Consider the following 14,548-nt stretch of genomic DNA (forward strand, 5'->3'; position numbering starts at 1 on the left):
CCTGAAGCTGGAGGAGGGCGAGAACGTGGCGCTGATCGCCAAACTGCAGAAGGAGGCCAGCTTTCCGGGCGCGGAACAGATCGTGACGATCGACGGCCTGCGGGTCGAGTATGCGGACGGCTTCGGCCTGGCCCGCTCGTCCAATACCACGCCGGTGGTGGTGATGCGCTTCGAGGGCGAGACCGAACAGGCGCTGGCGCGGATACAGGCCGAGTTCAAGCGCGCAATCCTCGCCAGCAAACCGGATGCCGTGCTCTCCTTCTGATGCGAACATTTTCTAACATTCGTCAATGTGAAGTAATGCGCCGCAATCTATCTTGATTGCAGCCCGTCATCGCTCATATAGCGAGCAGCATGCAAGTGCCTCCGGCGGAACGAACGAGGCACCGGCCTTCGGCTGAAGCGAAGCTGGAAGGCAGGAATTCGATTTTCATTCATTGAAAGCACAGAAGAACAATGTTTATCGATACGAGACGAGTTGAACAAGGCAGCGTCGTTGAAAGCACGGTGTGCATCATCGGCGGCGGTGTCGCGGGGATCACGCTCGCGATGGAGCTCGACAAGCAGGGGATCGATGTAGTACTGCTGGAGAGTGGCGGCTTCGCACCGGATGACGGTACGCGCGATCTGTATCGCGGCGAGGATGTGGGCGAGTGGCGCTACAACTTCGCCGACGGTTGTCGTAGCCGCTTCCTCGGCGGCAGCAGCAACTGCTGGGGTGGCTGGTGCCGTCCGCTGGATCCGTGGGATTTCGAGAAGCGGCACTGGGTCGCGCATTCCGGATGGCCGTTTGGACTGAACGAAATGCTTCCGTACTACGACAGGACGCATGCGCTGCTCAAGCTCGGACCCAACAACTTCGATCCGGACTTCTGGGAACGCTCCATCGGACGACCGGACGTCCGCCGCATGCCCCTCGCCAGCGGCAAGGTGCGCGACACGATCTCGCAGTTCAGCCCGCCGGCGCGTTTCGGGAAACTGTATCGCGAGACGCTGAAGAATTCACAGCGCATCAGGGTCTACCTGTATGCGAACGCGACCAACATCGATACCGATCGTCCGGCGCAGAACGTGACCCGGATCCAGGTGGCCACCCTGACCGGAAAGAACATCGACGTCAAGGCGAAACACTACATCCTGGCCACGGGCGGCATCGAGAATGCCCGCCTGCTGCTGGCCTCGAACAAGGTGCAACCGTCCGGACTCGGCAACGGCAATGACCTGGTGGGTCGCTTCTTCATGGATCATCCGCGCCTCTTGACCGGCAACATCAAGTTCACCCGGGACTGGTCGCGCAACAAGCTGTCGGACGTGAAGTATCACTACATGAACTCGGCCGTTGCCGCGCACGGGACCCATATTGCGCACCAGTTCGCGCTGACGCCGGAAACCCTGGAGAAGGAAGAGATCCTCAACGCGCGCGTCTGGTTCAACTCCATCTTCCCGGGCGAGGGCAGCGAAGGGGCGCTTGCCCTGTTCCGCATCAAGCAGGCGCTGCTGCAGAAGGATCAGCAGGACTGGAGCCTGACCAAGGATGTGCTGACCATGCTCGCCAATCCGCTGGACACCCTGGGATACGGCTATACCCGCCTGTTCCAGCCGCGCTGGATGATCCAGGGCGTCAAGTTCCAGCTGATCGTCGAACCGGAACCGGATCCGAACAGCCGCGTGATGCTGTCGCCTTCGCAGAAGGACCAGCTCGGCATGAACCGCGTCCGCGTCGACTGGCGCCTCACTTCGCGGGTCCAGCGCACGTTCGACCGCACGCTGGCAATTCTCGCCGACGACATGCGCCGCAGCGGCGTCGCCGAGGTCGAGCTGGATCCGGAAATCGAGGGCAAGAAATGGCCGTCCGATCTCGAAGGCACCTGGCACCACATGGGCACCACACGCATGCACGACTCGCCGAAGCATGGCGTGGTCGACCGGAACTGCAAGGTGCACGGCATGAGCAACCTGTACGTCGCTGGAAGCTCGGTGTTTCCGACTTGCGGGGCCAACTTCCCGACGATCACGCTGGCTGCGCTGGCGTTCCGCCTGTCCGATCACCTGGCGCACGAGGTCAGGACGCCGGCAGCAGACCTTGCGATGGAGGCTGCATAGCAAGCTGTCTTTTTGCGACGATGCAGGACGCCGGCCCGGTTGCCGGTGCCTTGCATCGGGCGCGCCGCGCATGCAGAAGCGCACATCCCTGAAGCAAAGTTGAAATCCCTGGAATGAACAATCAGAAGACAGTCCTGGTCACCGGCGCAGCCGGCTACATTGGCTCGCACACGTGCGTCGAGTTACTCGCGTCCGGTTACTCGGTCATCGCGCTCGACAACCTCTGCAACAGCTCACGCGAATCCTTGCGCCGGGTGGAAGAGATCGCAGGCCAATCCATTCCATTCCACGAGATCGACATCAGGGATCGTGCGGCGCTGGATGATCTTCTTGCCCGGAACCCGGTCGATGCCGCCATCCACTTCGCCGGCTTGAAGGCAGTCGGTGAATCGGTGGAAAAGCCGCTCGCCTATTTCGAGAACAATGTGGCGGGGACGGTTACCTTGCTGCAGGCGCTTGGACAAGCGAGCGTGAAGAAGTTTCTGTTCAGCTCATCCGCGACGGTCTATGGCGATCCTGAATCGGTGCCCATCCGTGAATCGGCTCGCCTGTCGACGACCAACCCGTACGGCCGGTCGAAGCTGATGGTCGAGCAGATCCTTGAGGACCTCGCCGCATCGGACGCGACTTGGGCGATCGGAGCGCTGCGCTACTTCAACCCGGCCGGCGCGCATCCCAGCGGACGCATCGGCGAAGATCCGCGCGGCATACCGAACAACCTCATGCCCTATGTCGCCCAGGTGGCGATTGGTCGCCGGGAGCGACTCTCGGTCTTCGGCAACGACTACCCGACGCCGGACGGTACCGGGGTGCGGGATTACATACACGTGGTGGATCTCGCGCGCGGCCATGTCGCTGCGCTCGACCAGCTCTTTGCGACCGGCCGCGGTTTTACGGTAAACCTCGGCACCGGGCAGGGCTACAGCGTGCTCGAGATGGTGAACGCGTTTGAGAAGGCAAGTGGGCGTGCCGTGCCGTACCAGGTCGTCGGTCGCCGACCGGGCGACATTGCGGTCTGCTATGCCGACCCGGCCCGTGCTGCCGAGCTGCTCGGCTGGCGCGCCGAGAAAGGACTCGACGAAATGTGCGCCGATCATTGGCGCTGGCAGAGCAGTAATCCCCAGGGGTTTGGGACATGAAGTCAGGCGAGGGAGCTTAGCGATGCAATCAATCGGGAAAAACGTCCTCCGCGCCATACTCCTTGGTGCGTGCGCGATGTTCGGCGTTTCCGCCTGCAGCCAGGACACGGCCTTCGATGAACGGACCCTGCTGGCTGCGAACAAGCTCGCCGCGGCCAAGAAGGCGCCTACCGCCAAGGCGCCATATGGACAGGATCCGTCCGAGTACGTGCTGACGTTTGCAGAGGAGTTCGATCGTTTCAATCCCGACCTCTGGAACGACCATATCTGGTATGAGAAGCCGAATCCGACCCGCAACTTCACGGTCGAGAACGGCGTGCTGAAAATCTGGCCCCAGCGTGATGCGAGCGGAAAATTCTTCAACCGCACGATCGACACCGACGGGAAGTTCGAGCAGCGCTATGGCTACTTCGAGATGGAAGCGAAGCTCCCGCGCGGCAAGGGCACCTGGCCTGCCTTCTGGCTTTTTGCACACCCGGAGAATCGGCGGCCGGAGATCGATATCATGGAAGCCTACCCTGGCGGTGTCGATCCCTGGGGGTTCGTCGATGCGGACGGCGTTGCGCGGCCACGTGCCTACGGCTCGACGGTCTGGTACGACGAGGGCGCGCAGGCCGGCACCCGTCAGTACGATACGGGCAAGGACTTGTCGGCCCGGTTTCACAAGTACGCAGTGAAGTGGGAGCCCCATCAACAGAGCTTCTATTTTGACGGGAAGCTCGTGCATACGGTGAAGGCACAGATGAACGACGCGATGTACCTGATGCTCGACCTGTGGTTCGGCAGTTCGAGTGGCGACCCCGACGAGACGACGCCCCAGGGAAAATCCAATTCCTTCGAGGTCAACTACGTTCGTGCATGGCGCTTCAAGGGCGCCGGCAACTAGCGCATCGTCCTCGGCGATGCACCTGCTACCACTTCGCCGGGCTACGGCTCGATACCTTCTCGTCCGCTGCTGAGCGCCGCGTAACACGCCGGTATTCCTCTCATTTCGTGCCTTGCCTGCGCGATGCGGGCCGATCGCATGCAGGCTGGCACGGCGGGCGCGGCGCGTCTTTTCTGTTTCAAGTATTGCATGCTGACGCCGCGAAGAGCAGAGGGCGTCACCTATGCCAATCCTCATCGTTTGTAATTGTTTCCGCTTGTAACCTCACTTCCCTTTTTCTAAAAGCGTAGCGCGGAAGCTTCTTCAAAAAAAGTGTAATGATTTCCGGAACCATTTCTCGACAGAAATGCTCTGAGGAAAGCACTCGCCCATTACCGCAACGGGGCGAGAATTTTCTTGGAAGGAAATCATCTTGTTCAATTCTGCAACTCAACGTCACGCGACGACTGCAATCGCTTGTGCGGCAGCCGTACTGCTGGCAGCTTGCGGCGGCGGTTCTGGCGACGACAGTGCCGACGCCGTGTCTGCTTCTTCTGGCGCTACGCAGCTCGCCGCTGCGACCACCGTCACCACCTGGACCCGCTGCGCGGCCGAAAACCAGACCTGCTCGTTCTCCGGCACGCGGCAGGTTCGTTACGGCCTGAACGGGCAGTTCGCAACCCGCACGGCGACAGGCTCCATTGCCTGCACAAACGAAGTCTTTGGCGATCCCGCTCCCGGCGCGGACAAGATCTGCGAATACGCCACGACCACGACGACGACCACGCCGTCACCTGCGCCCGCGCCCGCGCCGGCCCCGGCCCCGGCCCCGGCCCCGGCACCGGTCACGACGACAACCTGGACGCGATGCGCCGCTGAATATGGCACCTGCAATTTCTCCGGCACCAAGCAGGTCCGCTACGGGTTGAACGGCAAATGGGCAACCCGGACCGCGACCGGCTCGATCGCCTGCAACAACAGTGTGTTCGGCGATCCGTCGCCCGGCGCCAACAAGGTCTGCGAGTATGCGACCACCACCACCGCGCCTGCTCCCACCCCGGCACCGGCGCCCGCACCGGCACCGTCTCCCGCACCATCGTCTGGCTGGACCCGGTGTGCCTCTGAATACGGCACCTGCTCGTTCAGCGGTACGCGCCAGGTGCGCTACGGCCTGAACACAACGTGGGCAACCCGGACCGCAACCGGCTCGATCGCGTGCAACAACAACGTGTTCGGTGATCCTCTGCCCGGCGCGAACAAGGTTTGCGAGTATGCGAACTCGACCACTACCGCTCCGGCCCCGACGCCTGCTCCGGCACCTGCGCCTGCGCCCGCGCCCGCGCCCGCGCCGTCAACTGGCGCCGTACCATTTGGACAGGACGCCGGCGCCTATACGCTGACCTTCAACGAGGAATTCAACAGCTTCAACACCAGCCTGTGGAACGACCACATCTGGTATGAAACGCCGAACGCGACGAAGAACTACACCGTCGAGGACGGCAAGCTGAAGATATGGCCGCAGCGCGACGCATCCGGCAAATTCTTCAACCGCACCATCGACACCGACGGCAAGTACTACCAGACCTACGGCTACTTCGAAGTCGAAGCCAAGCTCCCGGTCGGCAAGGGCACCTGGCCCGCCTTCTGGCTGTTCAACCATATTGGCAGCCGTCGTCCCGAGATGGATGTGATGGAGGCGTATGCAGGCGGCGCGGCGCCGTGGGGCTTCAACGTGAACGGCGTGGCGCACCCGCAGGCATATGCGCCGACCGTGTGGAAGGGCGACTATGAAGGCCAGCTGGTCGGCTCGCGCCAGTACGACACCGGCATGGACCTGTCCGCCGGCTTTCACAAGTACGCGGTGAAGTGGGAGCCGAACAAGCAGACCTACTACTTCGACGGCAAGGAAGTGCTGGTGCTGAATGTAAGCATGGGCGATCCGATGTACCTGATGCTCGACCTCTGGTTTGGCAGCGCCTCGGGAACGCCGGACAATTCGACTCCCCAGGGCAAGTCGAACTCGTACGAAGTCAACTATGTTCGTGCATGGAAGTTCAAGTAATAAGGCATGACTGACAACAGCGCGATGCTGTGAGCGAAAAGGCCGGTGCAGATGCACCGGCCTTTTTTATTCCATTCTGTTACCGAAGCATGTCGTGACGGCACTAAATGTCCGCAGAAGGGGGCACCCAGAAAAAAGCCGAACCGTCTTTGTTGCCTCGCAAGAGACAAAGTTCACCAGGACAAGAAAAAGCATTCTTTTGCGCATTTCTCCGGAACCATTTTCCGCAAAGTAAGCTCTGACCGTGCGTTGCCAGTGAGGATTATTGGCTACCATCAATCTAACGAAAGAGGAACTGCTTTGTTTAATTTCACCGACTATCGATTCGCTATTTCCACCCTGTGTTGCGCCTGTGCCACGGCATTGCTTACCGCTTGCGGCGGTGGCGGTGGCGGCTCCGCTGAAACGGCGGCCGCTCCTGCGCAAACCTCGGCGACTGCCGGCACTTCCGCCGCTGCCGCCGGTACCGGTTCCACCTCGAGCATTCCTGAGGCTACTCAAGCATCCGAATCCACCGGCCCCTACGGCCAGGATGCCAGCGCTTATACCTTGACCTTCAATGAAGAGTTCAACAGCTATAACAGCGGCCTTTGGAATGACCACATGTGGTATGAGACTTCGAACGCGACGAAGAACTACGCTGTCGAGGACGGCAAGCTGAAGATCTGGCCGCAGCGCGACGCGGAAGGCAAGTTCTTCAACCGCACCATCGACACCGACGGCAAGTTCTACCAGACCTACGGCTACTTCGAGATCGAAGCCAAGCTCCCGGTCGGCAAAGGCACCTGGCCCGCCTTCTGGCTGTTCAACCACATCAACGAGCGTCGTCCCGAGATGGACGTGATGGAAGCATATGCGGGCGGCGCAGCGCCGTGGGGCTTTGAGAAGGACGGCGTCGCCCATCCGCAAGCCTACGCACCGACCGTCTGGAAGGGTGACAAGGAAGGCCAGCTGGTCGGCACGCGGCAGTTCGATACCGGCCTGGATCTGTCTGCCGACTTCCACCGCTACGCGGTGAAGTGGGAGCCGAACAAGCAGACCTATTACTTTGATGGCAAGGAAGTCCTCGTCGTCAATGTGACGATGGGGGATCCGATGTACCTGATGCTCGACCTCTGGTACGGCAGCGCCTCCGGGACGCCAGACGATTCGACCCCCCAGGGCAAGTCGAACTCGTTCGAGGTCAAGTACGTGCGCGCCTGGAAGTTCAACTGACCCGTCATGCATGGATAGGGAAAGCCGGCTGAAAAGCCGGCTTTTTTTGTTTCTGCGCGCCGCTGCGCAGGGCGCCTCTTCAATGCGAACTGTTGCTTATTTGTCGGCAAAAGAACGAAAAGCACCTGAAAAATCGCGCATTTTCTTGACAGGCGGCAGGAACCAATTCCACGTAGCAATGCTCAGATACAACGTTGCTGCCGGGAATGTGCAGCTTTACTTGAAAAAGGTCCGCCATGCAAAAGTCACTCTCCAAGCAGTTCACCCTCTCACTTGCCTGCGCTTGCAGCGCCGTTTTGCTTGCCGCGTGCGGCGGCGGTGGCGGCTCATCCTCCGAACCTGCTTCGTCGCAGTCGTCGGTCCAGGGCACGGCAACCGTGACAACCCAGACTGCTACGGAGAGCACTGCGTCCACCGGCGGAACCAGCACCGAATCGAACACGCCTTCCAAGCCTTCCACGACACCCGCGACATCTACGCCTGACGGCGCCGCCCCGGTGCCGCACGGCCAGGATCCCTCGGCCTACAAGCTGACCTTCAACGAGGAATTCAACAGCTTCAACACCAGCCTGTGGAACGACCACATCTGGTATGAGACGCCGAACGCGACGAAGAACTACACCGTCGAGGACGGCAAGCTGAAGATCTGGCCGCAGCGCGACGCATCCGGCAAATTCTTCAACCGCACCATCGACACCGACGGCAAGTACTACCAGACCTACGGCTACTTCGAAGTCGAAGCCAAGCTCCCGGTCGGCAAAGGCACCTGGCCCGCCTTCTGGCTGTTCAACCACATCAACGAGCGTCGCCCCGAGATGGACGTGATGGAGGCATATGCAGGCGGCGCGGCGCCGTGGGGCTTCAACGTGAACGGCGTGGCGCACCCGCAGGCATATGCGCCGACCGTGTGGAAGGGTGATCGCGAAGGCCAGCTGGTCGGCTCGCGACAGTACGACACCGGCATGGACCTGTCCGCCGGCTTCCACAAGTACGCGGTGAAGTGGGAGCCGAACAAGCAGACCTACTACTTCGACGGCAAGGAAGTGCTGGTGCTGAATGTAAGCATGGGCGATCCGATGTACCTGATGCTCGACCTCTGGTATGGCAGCGCCTCGGGAACGCCGGACAATTCGACTCCGCAGGGCAAGTCGAACTCGTATGAAGTCAACTATGTTCGTGCATGGCAGTTCAAGTAACGACGCCTCGTGAGTAGAAAATGCCGCTTCGCTTTCCTGCGAAGCGCGACGAAGTGCCGGCCCTGGGCCGGCATTTTTTTTTGCTGGATGCCGGATCGAGCGAAGCAGCCGAGCCGATCCGGGTGCGGAGTGACGTCGAACGAGGGCAAACCGCACCTGGAGGCATCGCCCAACGGCATGTGGTTTGGTGCTCGTCAAACCAGCGCCGACAACTGCGCGGTGACGGGATAAACGCTTCCCTCTGTGGAGTCTCATTTTTGGTCTGGTCAATGATCGACCCGCATGTGTATTGGAGCAGTCGTTGCGCGCAGGACCGAGACGCTGACGCAGAGCGCATCTGATAGGTGGGCATGTATTTCGCATGTGGCCGCCTATGAAATGTGCGTCTGCATGACGCCCATTCATGCGGTTTTCGTCAATCAGCCAATGCGGTGCCAGCCAAACCATGGAAACCAACAATAACGGAATCGTCTGCTACGAAAATGAGGTCCCTCCATTCGTGGAGTCTGCGGTAGAGCAGTTGTACGGCAATATCTTTTCTTCACTACGCGAGTTCAGGGTGTACGGCTGGAAGGGAGGAGAAACCAGCACGTATGTCGCTCGGACCGGGAACGAAACGCGCGCCATGTTCCTGTTCGAGCGACGCAAGGGGAGGGTGCGCGTTCTCAACGAATCGATACGTATCGACAAGGAAGAGCTGGACCGGTTTTCGCGCTACATCTTTTCCAGATACGCTGATGTCAGCGTCATCAGCTTCAAGGCAATCGAAACCGACGTACGTGCGCTTCCGTTCCCCCATCAGCGCTTCAATCACCTTGAAGACTTCACGCTGGCCCTCCCTTCTACCGTCGATGCATACCTGGCATCGCTCGGCAAGAACACGCGACGCAACATCAAGCGCTATGGGGAGCGCTTGCGCAAAACCTTTCCTTCCTGCCGTTTTGAGATCTACGAAAAGGATGCGGTGCCGGAGCAGCACATTCGCGCCCTTATCGATTTCAATCGTTCGCGCATGGCGAACAAGAACATCGCCTCCGTGATTGACGAGGAAGAAACCCGTCGCATCGTCGAGCTCACGCATGCGTGTGGACATGTCGGCTTGCTGACGATCGAGGGCGAGGTTGTCGCCGGAGCCATCAGCTACCGCGCGGGAACCAACTATTTCCTGAACATCCTTGCCCACGATCCCCGGTTCGACGACTACTGGGCGGGCTTTCTCTGCTGCTACGAGACCGTGGCGAGCTGCATCGCGCGCGGGGGAACGGAGTTCCACTTCCTTTGGGGACGGTACGACTACAAGATCGCGTTGGGAGCGGTGCAGCGCGATCTCGACAACGTGACGGTCTACCGATCGCGGCTGCAGCTACTGCTGAATGGAAGACTTGCCTGGCACGAAGCGGCGGAAGGCTACCGAAGACAGGCCAAGGTATGGCTGAAGTACGAAGAGACGGACATGGCGAAGATGATCCGCAGGATGGTGGAGCGGGCGCGCGACCTCCGCCGCAATGTCTCAACCTTGCTGCCTCACGGACGCAGTCCGGCTTGACGCCGATACGGCCGGATACGACCGCAGGCATGAGCTACGTCATTCTCCGTGTTGCCGCCGTCTTATAAACTGCCGGCAACATAAGGAGATGGATCCGCGCGTGCACCGCGCGGAAAGGGAACGTCCTGCTTTCATGATGTACGTCATCTGTTGCAAATTCACACCCACTACCATTAGCGCATGATAAAAATTGCAATTGTCACGAACGAACCTCCGCCGTACCGTATTCCTGTTTTCAACCGCATCGCGGCAACGCCGGGAGTACAGTTGCGAGTGATATTCTGCGCGCGCCGCGAACCGAATCGCGAGTGGGACCTGCCGCCTTTCGAATTCGATCATGTCTTCCTGAAGGAGAGAATCACCACGGTCAAGGGGCGATACATCCACAACAACCCCGATGTCGTGCCGGCGTTGCGCCGCTTTGCACCCGACGTGATCGTCAGCGACGGCCTGAATCCGACCCAGCTGTACGGATTCGGGTATGCCTACTTCCGCAATATCCCGCACGTGCCTCTCACCGACGGGACGGATCTTTCGGAGCAGGGGCTGAGCGGCGTGCACAAGCTGGTGCGGCGCATCGTCTACGGCAGGTCTGCGGCGTTCCTCTCGGCGAGCAACGGCGGACAGCGACTTTTCGAAAGCTATGGAGCGGACCCGGAAAAATGCTTCCGGTCCTACCTCTGCATCGATAATGACGCCTATCGGCGCGTCGAGGCACCGGCCGGCACGGTCCACGACCTTATTTTCTGTGGCCGCATGGTACCGGACAAAGGGCCGATGTTTGCACTGGACGTTGCGGAGGGCGTGGCGAGGAAGCTGGGGCGCCAGGCCAGCATCCTTTTCGTTGGCGCGGGCAGTGAAGAGCAGCGCGTGCGCGAAGCAGCGCAGGCGAGGAAGGACCAGGTCCATGCCCATTTCCACGGGTTTGCTAAGCAGGGCGAGCTTCCGGCACTATACAAGTCTGCGCGGCTGTTCCTGTTTCCGACTGCCGCCGACGTTTGGGGGGTCGTCGCAAACGAGGCATGTGCCGCCGGCCTGCCGGTCATCGTGTCGCCGCATGCCGGTGTAGCCGGGGAGCTGATCGTCGATGGGGAGAACGGCTATATCTGCCCCCTGGATGCCGAACGATGGGCCGATGCAGCAGCGCGTCTGTTGGCCGACCCGGTCCGCTGGTCGCAGTTCTCCCGGCGAAGCCTGTCCCTGGTACGCGAATATACCTTCGACAATGCTGCCGACGGGGTGGTCCAGGCGTGCAACCTGGCGCTCGCCGGAAAGCAGCCGGCCAGCCAGCGTCGCCCTGCGGGGAAAACCTTGTAGAAGGCCATCAGGCAGGAACCCAACCACCTATTCACCAGGACAAAAACAGGAACATGCGGGACACCCCGATGCTGCACTCGGGCGGCTGTTCCAAGCGGAGCTGATGATGGAACCAGTATTTACCTGCTCAATCGACGACGGCCATCCGTCGGACATGAAGACGGCCGAGCTTCTGGGCAAGCATGGGCTGCGCGGCACGTTCTTTGTTCCGATCCGGAACTGCGAGGGCGACGAGGTACTTCCCGACGAGAAGATCTGCGAACTGGGGCGGCATTTCGAGATTGGCTCCCATACGATGGACCATCGCTACCTGAAGAAGGTCGACATCTGGCACGCCTACCACCAGATCAACGACGGAAAGTCGCGTCTGGAAGACATGCTGGGAGTGCAGGTCAACGGCTTCTGCTATCCGGGCGGCCGCTACACCGCGCGCGATGTGGAGCTGGTCAAGGCATGCCGTTTCACTTATGCGCGCACGACGATGAACCTGCGTTTCGATGCCGGCAACAGGCCGTATGAGATGCCGACCACCGTTCAGCTGTACCCGCACGACCGCGCCGTATACGTTCGCAACTTCGCGGGCTCTGGCAACTGGCTTCAGCGGGTCGAAGGCTTGAGGCTGGCGCTGCAACATGGCGACTGGATTCGCCGGCTCTACGCGATGTTCGATTATGCGTGCCGCCACGGCAAAACCTTCCACCTCTGGGGGCACTCGAAGCAATTCGATGAGCTGAACGCCTGGACCGAACTCGACGCGTTCTTCGCCCATGTTGCCGCCCGTGTCCCGTTCCAGAACCGGCTCACCAATGAACAGCTTGCTGCGCGGTCGCTCTACGCCTCTGCTGCGCCGATTGTAAAGTCTGCCTGAAGCAGACACCCGATTCTCGCCGCGCGCGGCGCCAGACTCCCGACGGCAGGACACGCTCCTTGACCGTCGTGGAGCTATTTCGGCGACATCACGTCACGAAGGAAAAAGTACTTGTTCGCGCCCGCGCGATCAACAGCCCTGACGACCATCGTTCGGGCGGCACTACATCAACAGGCAGGAGCGCTTTGCCTCGTTGGCAAAGCGCCTTGCATCAGAGCTCGCTCGCCGGGAGCTTGGCCGCAACGAGCTGACGAGCCAGGCCTATCACGAACAAGGTATTCGTCACCATGTAGCGCTTGAACAAGCGCCGCGGCTCCGCGCCGAGGCGATACAGCCACTCGAGGCCGTTCCGCTGCCACCAGACCGGCGCACGCTTGATCACACCGGCGTGATAATCGAAGGCGGCGCCAACGCCGATCATGACGGCGTTGACGCGGCCGCGATGGTCGGCCATCCATTTTTCCTGCTTCGGACAACCGAGTCCGACAAAGACCACGTTGGCGCCGCTCGCGTTGATGCCGTTGACGACCGCCTCGTCCTCATCCCGCGTCAGCGGGCGGAACGGCGGTGAGACGGCGCCGCCGATCTGCAGGCGCGGAAATTCGCGCGCGAGCTGCAACCTGAGTTTGGCCAGGGTGGATTCCGTGCTGCCGTAGAAATACACGACCTGGCCGAGGCGCTCCGCCTCCTTCAGGTACTTCATCATCAGGTCGGGACCGTTGATGCGCTCCTGATTGGCATGGCCAAGCCTGCGCAGGGCCCATGCAATGGGCGCACCGTCCGGCGTCGCCATGTCTGCATTGTTGACGGCGATCTTGAACTCGACGTCTCGCGTCGTGGTGACCACCGAGTGTACATTGCAGATACAGACATAGCGCGACTCGTGGGCGGCGCCCCAATTGGTGATGCGCGCCAGTGCCTCGTCCCAGGTAACGGCGTCGATGAACGCTTCAAGCACAGGCTGCCCGGTCCGCGGCATCACGTTTTCGTCGTAGTGTGGAAATTGCATCTTCATATATGTCCATCAGCAGTTCATAGTTGCGTTCAGGCGTGTACTTCGCCTCGTACTCGGCGCGCGCCGCCTTGCCCATGCGCGCCATCTCAACCGGGTGCCCTTCTGCCCACGCCAGCTTATCCGCGAGGTCGGCCGCGTCGCCGGCCTTGAACAGCAGGCCGGTGACACCGTCCTTCACAATGCCTGCGAGGGCGCCGAGACGGCTGGCAATGACGGGGAGGCCGGATGCGTAGGCTTCGACGATGGTGCGAGGCGAGTTCTCGTAGCAGATGCTTGGCAGGACCATGTAGCGGGCGCGCTCCATGCGCGCCATGATGTCGCCCAGGCTGCGCTGGCCAAGATAGCGATCGCCGAATGCCTCTCTCGCCATGCTTTCCATCGGGCCGCTGCCGATCACCTCCACGTCGAGCGCAGGATGGAGACGTGCTGCTCCGACCAGCACGTCGAGTCCCTTCTCGGATGACAGGCGACCGACATACATCCCGCCGCGTCGCTCGCCCGCCTCCGGCCTGCGGGCCGACGCGACGAAGTTGGGCTTGATCCGGAATCGCTCCCTGGGAAGGCCGCCTTCGACATATTTCTCGAGTGCGAAATCGTTCAGGGCGATATAGCGGGTGATACGGGTCTGATAGGTGCCGAGCGCGCGGTGGGCGACCAACATGCTTGTCAGTACCGCGGACTGCGCGGCGGATTGACGATAGCATTTCCGTGTGACAGCGCGCCAAGGCACCTTGCCCAGGCAGTCTTCGCAGATCTTTTCCTCCCGAAGGAAGATTGCCTGCGGACATAGCAGGCGGAAGTTATGCAGGGTCTGCACGAGCGGAATCCCCAACCGGTCGGCCGTCCAATAGAGGGAAGGCGAGATCAGGGGAAAGGTGTTGTGGACGTGAATCACCTCGGGACGAAAATCGCTGCACAGCTGCTTGATATCCGCAGGCGTCCTGAGGGACCAGATCGTATTCGCCGCCGCCCGGGTGCGGGGCATGTCGTTCAGCGCATCGTTATGCTGCAGATAGAGCTCGACAGTGTGACCACGTGAACGCAACAGTTCGACTTCCGCATCGACCACGACGTCCTCGCCGCCGCGATGTTGATACGCATTGTGTGCAACGAGGATTCTCATGATTCTCCGCCGCCTGCCGTTACCCGCGGTACGACGCGAGCACGGGATGACCGCCGCTCCGGCATCGAGTCTGCAGCGATTGGGCTGACAGCCGTACAT

Annotated in this window: 11 protein-coding genes and 1 pseudogene; 10 read left to right on the forward strand and 2 right to left on the reverse strand. The window is 61.0% G+C overall.

Going from position 1 to position 14,548, the window contains the following annotated elements; genetic code table 11:
* The 10 genes and pseudogenes from VIM12_RS19655 to VIM12_RS19700 all read left to right on the forward strand — a co-directional run.
* Window positions 1-265 (forward strand): annotated as a pseudogene (locus VIM12_RS19655) (phosphomannomutase/phosphoglucomutase); the annotation flags it as partial.
* A 191-nt stretch (window positions 266-456) separates the two neighbouring features.
* On the forward strand, window positions 457-2,103 hold the full coding sequence (locus VIM12_RS19660; protein ID WP_331943904.1) for a GMC family oxidoreductase: 1,647 nt from the start codon (window positions 457-459) through the stop codon (window positions 2,101-2,103).
* Window positions 2,104-2,216: 113 nt separating this feature from the next.
* Window positions 2,217-3,242: a UDP-glucose 4-epimerase GalE gene (gene galE / locus VIM12_RS19665; protein ID WP_331943906.1), complete on the forward strand. Its 1,026-nt coding sequence runs from the start codon at window positions 2,217-2,219 to the stop codon at window positions 3,240-3,242.
* Window positions 3,243-3,264: 22 nt separating this feature from the next.
* Window positions 3,265-4,128: a glycoside hydrolase family 16 protein gene (locus VIM12_RS19670; protein ID WP_331943908.1), complete on the forward strand. Its 864-nt coding sequence runs from the start codon at window positions 3,265-3,267 to the stop codon at window positions 4,126-4,128.
* Between the two features lie 520 nt (window positions 4,129-4,648).
* The gene (locus VIM12_RS19675; RefSeq protein WP_331943910.1) at window positions 4,649-6,169 is read left to right on the forward strand and encodes a glycoside hydrolase family 16 protein; all 1,521 of its coding nucleotides are present in this window, start codon (window positions 4,649-4,651) and stop codon (window positions 6,167-6,169) included.
* A gap of 603 nt (window positions 6,170-6,772) precedes the next feature.
* Window positions 6,773-7,384, forward strand: coding sequence for a glycoside hydrolase family 16 protein (locus VIM12_RS19680; protein ID WP_331943912.1), 612 nt, complete (start codon window positions 6,773-6,775; stop codon window positions 7,382-7,384).
* Between the two features lie 377 nt (window positions 7,385-7,761).
* Entirely contained in the window at window positions 7,762-8,580 is an 819-nt protein-coding gene (locus VIM12_RS19685) for a glycoside hydrolase family 16 protein (RefSeq protein ID WP_331943914.1), read from the forward strand.
* Window positions 8,581-9,025: 445 nt separating this feature from the next.
* On the forward strand, window positions 9,026-10,126 hold the full coding sequence (locus tag VIM12_RS19690) for a GNAT family N-acetyltransferase (RefSeq protein WP_331943916.1): 1,101 nt from the start codon (window positions 9,026-9,028) through the stop codon (window positions 10,124-10,126).
* Between the two features lie 432 nt (window positions 10,127-10,558).
* A complete protein-coding gene (locus VIM12_RS19695) occupies window positions 10,559-11,443 on the forward strand; it encodes a glycosyltransferase (protein ID WP_331943918.1) in 885 nt (294 codons plus the stop codon).
* 103 nt (window positions 11,444-11,546) lie between these two features.
* Complete coding sequence (locus VIM12_RS19700; RefSeq protein ID WP_331943920.1) at window positions 11,547-12,311, forward strand: polysaccharide deacetylase family protein; 765 nt, start codon at window positions 11,547-11,549, stop codon at window positions 12,309-12,311.
* 211 nt (window positions 12,312-12,522) lie between these two features.
* On the opposite strand, the gene VIM12_RS19705 is transcribed toward VIM12_RS19700, so the two are convergent.
* Together VIM12_RS19705 and VIM12_RS19710 are read right to left on the reverse strand one after the other, a co-directional pair.
* Entirely contained in the window at window positions 12,523-13,320 is a 798-nt protein-coding gene (locus VIM12_RS19705) for a WecB/TagA/CpsF family glycosyltransferase (RefSeq protein ID WP_331943922.1), read from the reverse strand.
* Window positions 13,262-14,449 carry a glycosyltransferase gene (locus VIM12_RS19710; RefSeq protein ID WP_331943924.1) on the reverse strand — a complete coding sequence of 396 codons (1,188 nt, stop codon included), beginning with the start codon at window positions 14,447-14,449 and terminating at the stop codon, window positions 13,262-13,264. The genes VIM12_RS19705 and VIM12_RS19710 overlap by 59 nt, the downstream gene beginning before the upstream one ends.
* Window positions 14,450-14,548 lie beyond the last annotated feature (99 nt).

Source organism: Noviherbaspirillum sp. (genome assembly GCF_036563305.1).
Classification (GTDB): Bacteria; Pseudomonadota; Gammaproteobacteria; order Burkholderiales; family Burkholderiaceae_D; genus Noviherbaspirillum.

Bases quoted from the DNA above. Each gene is read 5' to 3' on its own strand.
- VIM12_RS19660 (WP_331943904.1), top strand. From the start codon at position 457: ATGTTTATCGATACGAGACGAGTTGAACAAGGCAGCGTCGTTGAAAGC.
- galE (WP_331943906.1), top strand. From the start codon at position 2,217: ATGAACAATCAGAAGACAGTCCTGGTCACCGGCGCAGCCGGCTACATT.
- VIM12_RS19670 (WP_331943908.1), top strand. From the start codon at position 3,265: ATGCAATCAATCGGGAAAAACGTCCTCCGCGCCATACTCCTTGGTGCG.
- VIM12_RS19680 (WP_331943912.1), top strand. From the start codon at position 6,773: ATGTGGTATGAGACTTCGAACGCGACGAAGAACTACGCTGTCGAGGAC.
- VIM12_RS19690 (WP_331943916.1), top strand. From the start codon at position 9,026: ATGGAAACCAACAATAACGGAATCGTCTGCTACGAAAATGAGGTCCCT.
- VIM12_RS19700 (WP_331943920.1), top strand. From the start codon at position 11,547: ATGATGGAACCAGTATTTACCTGCTCAATCGACGACGGCCATCCGTCG.
- VIM12_RS19705 (WP_331943922.1), bottom strand. From the start codon at position 13,320: ATGCAATTTCCACACTACGACGAAAACGTGATGCCGCGGACCGGGCAG.
- VIM12_RS19710 (WP_331943924.1), bottom strand. From the start codon at position 14,449: ATGAGAATCCTCGTTGCACACAATGCGTATCAACATCGCGGCGGCGAG.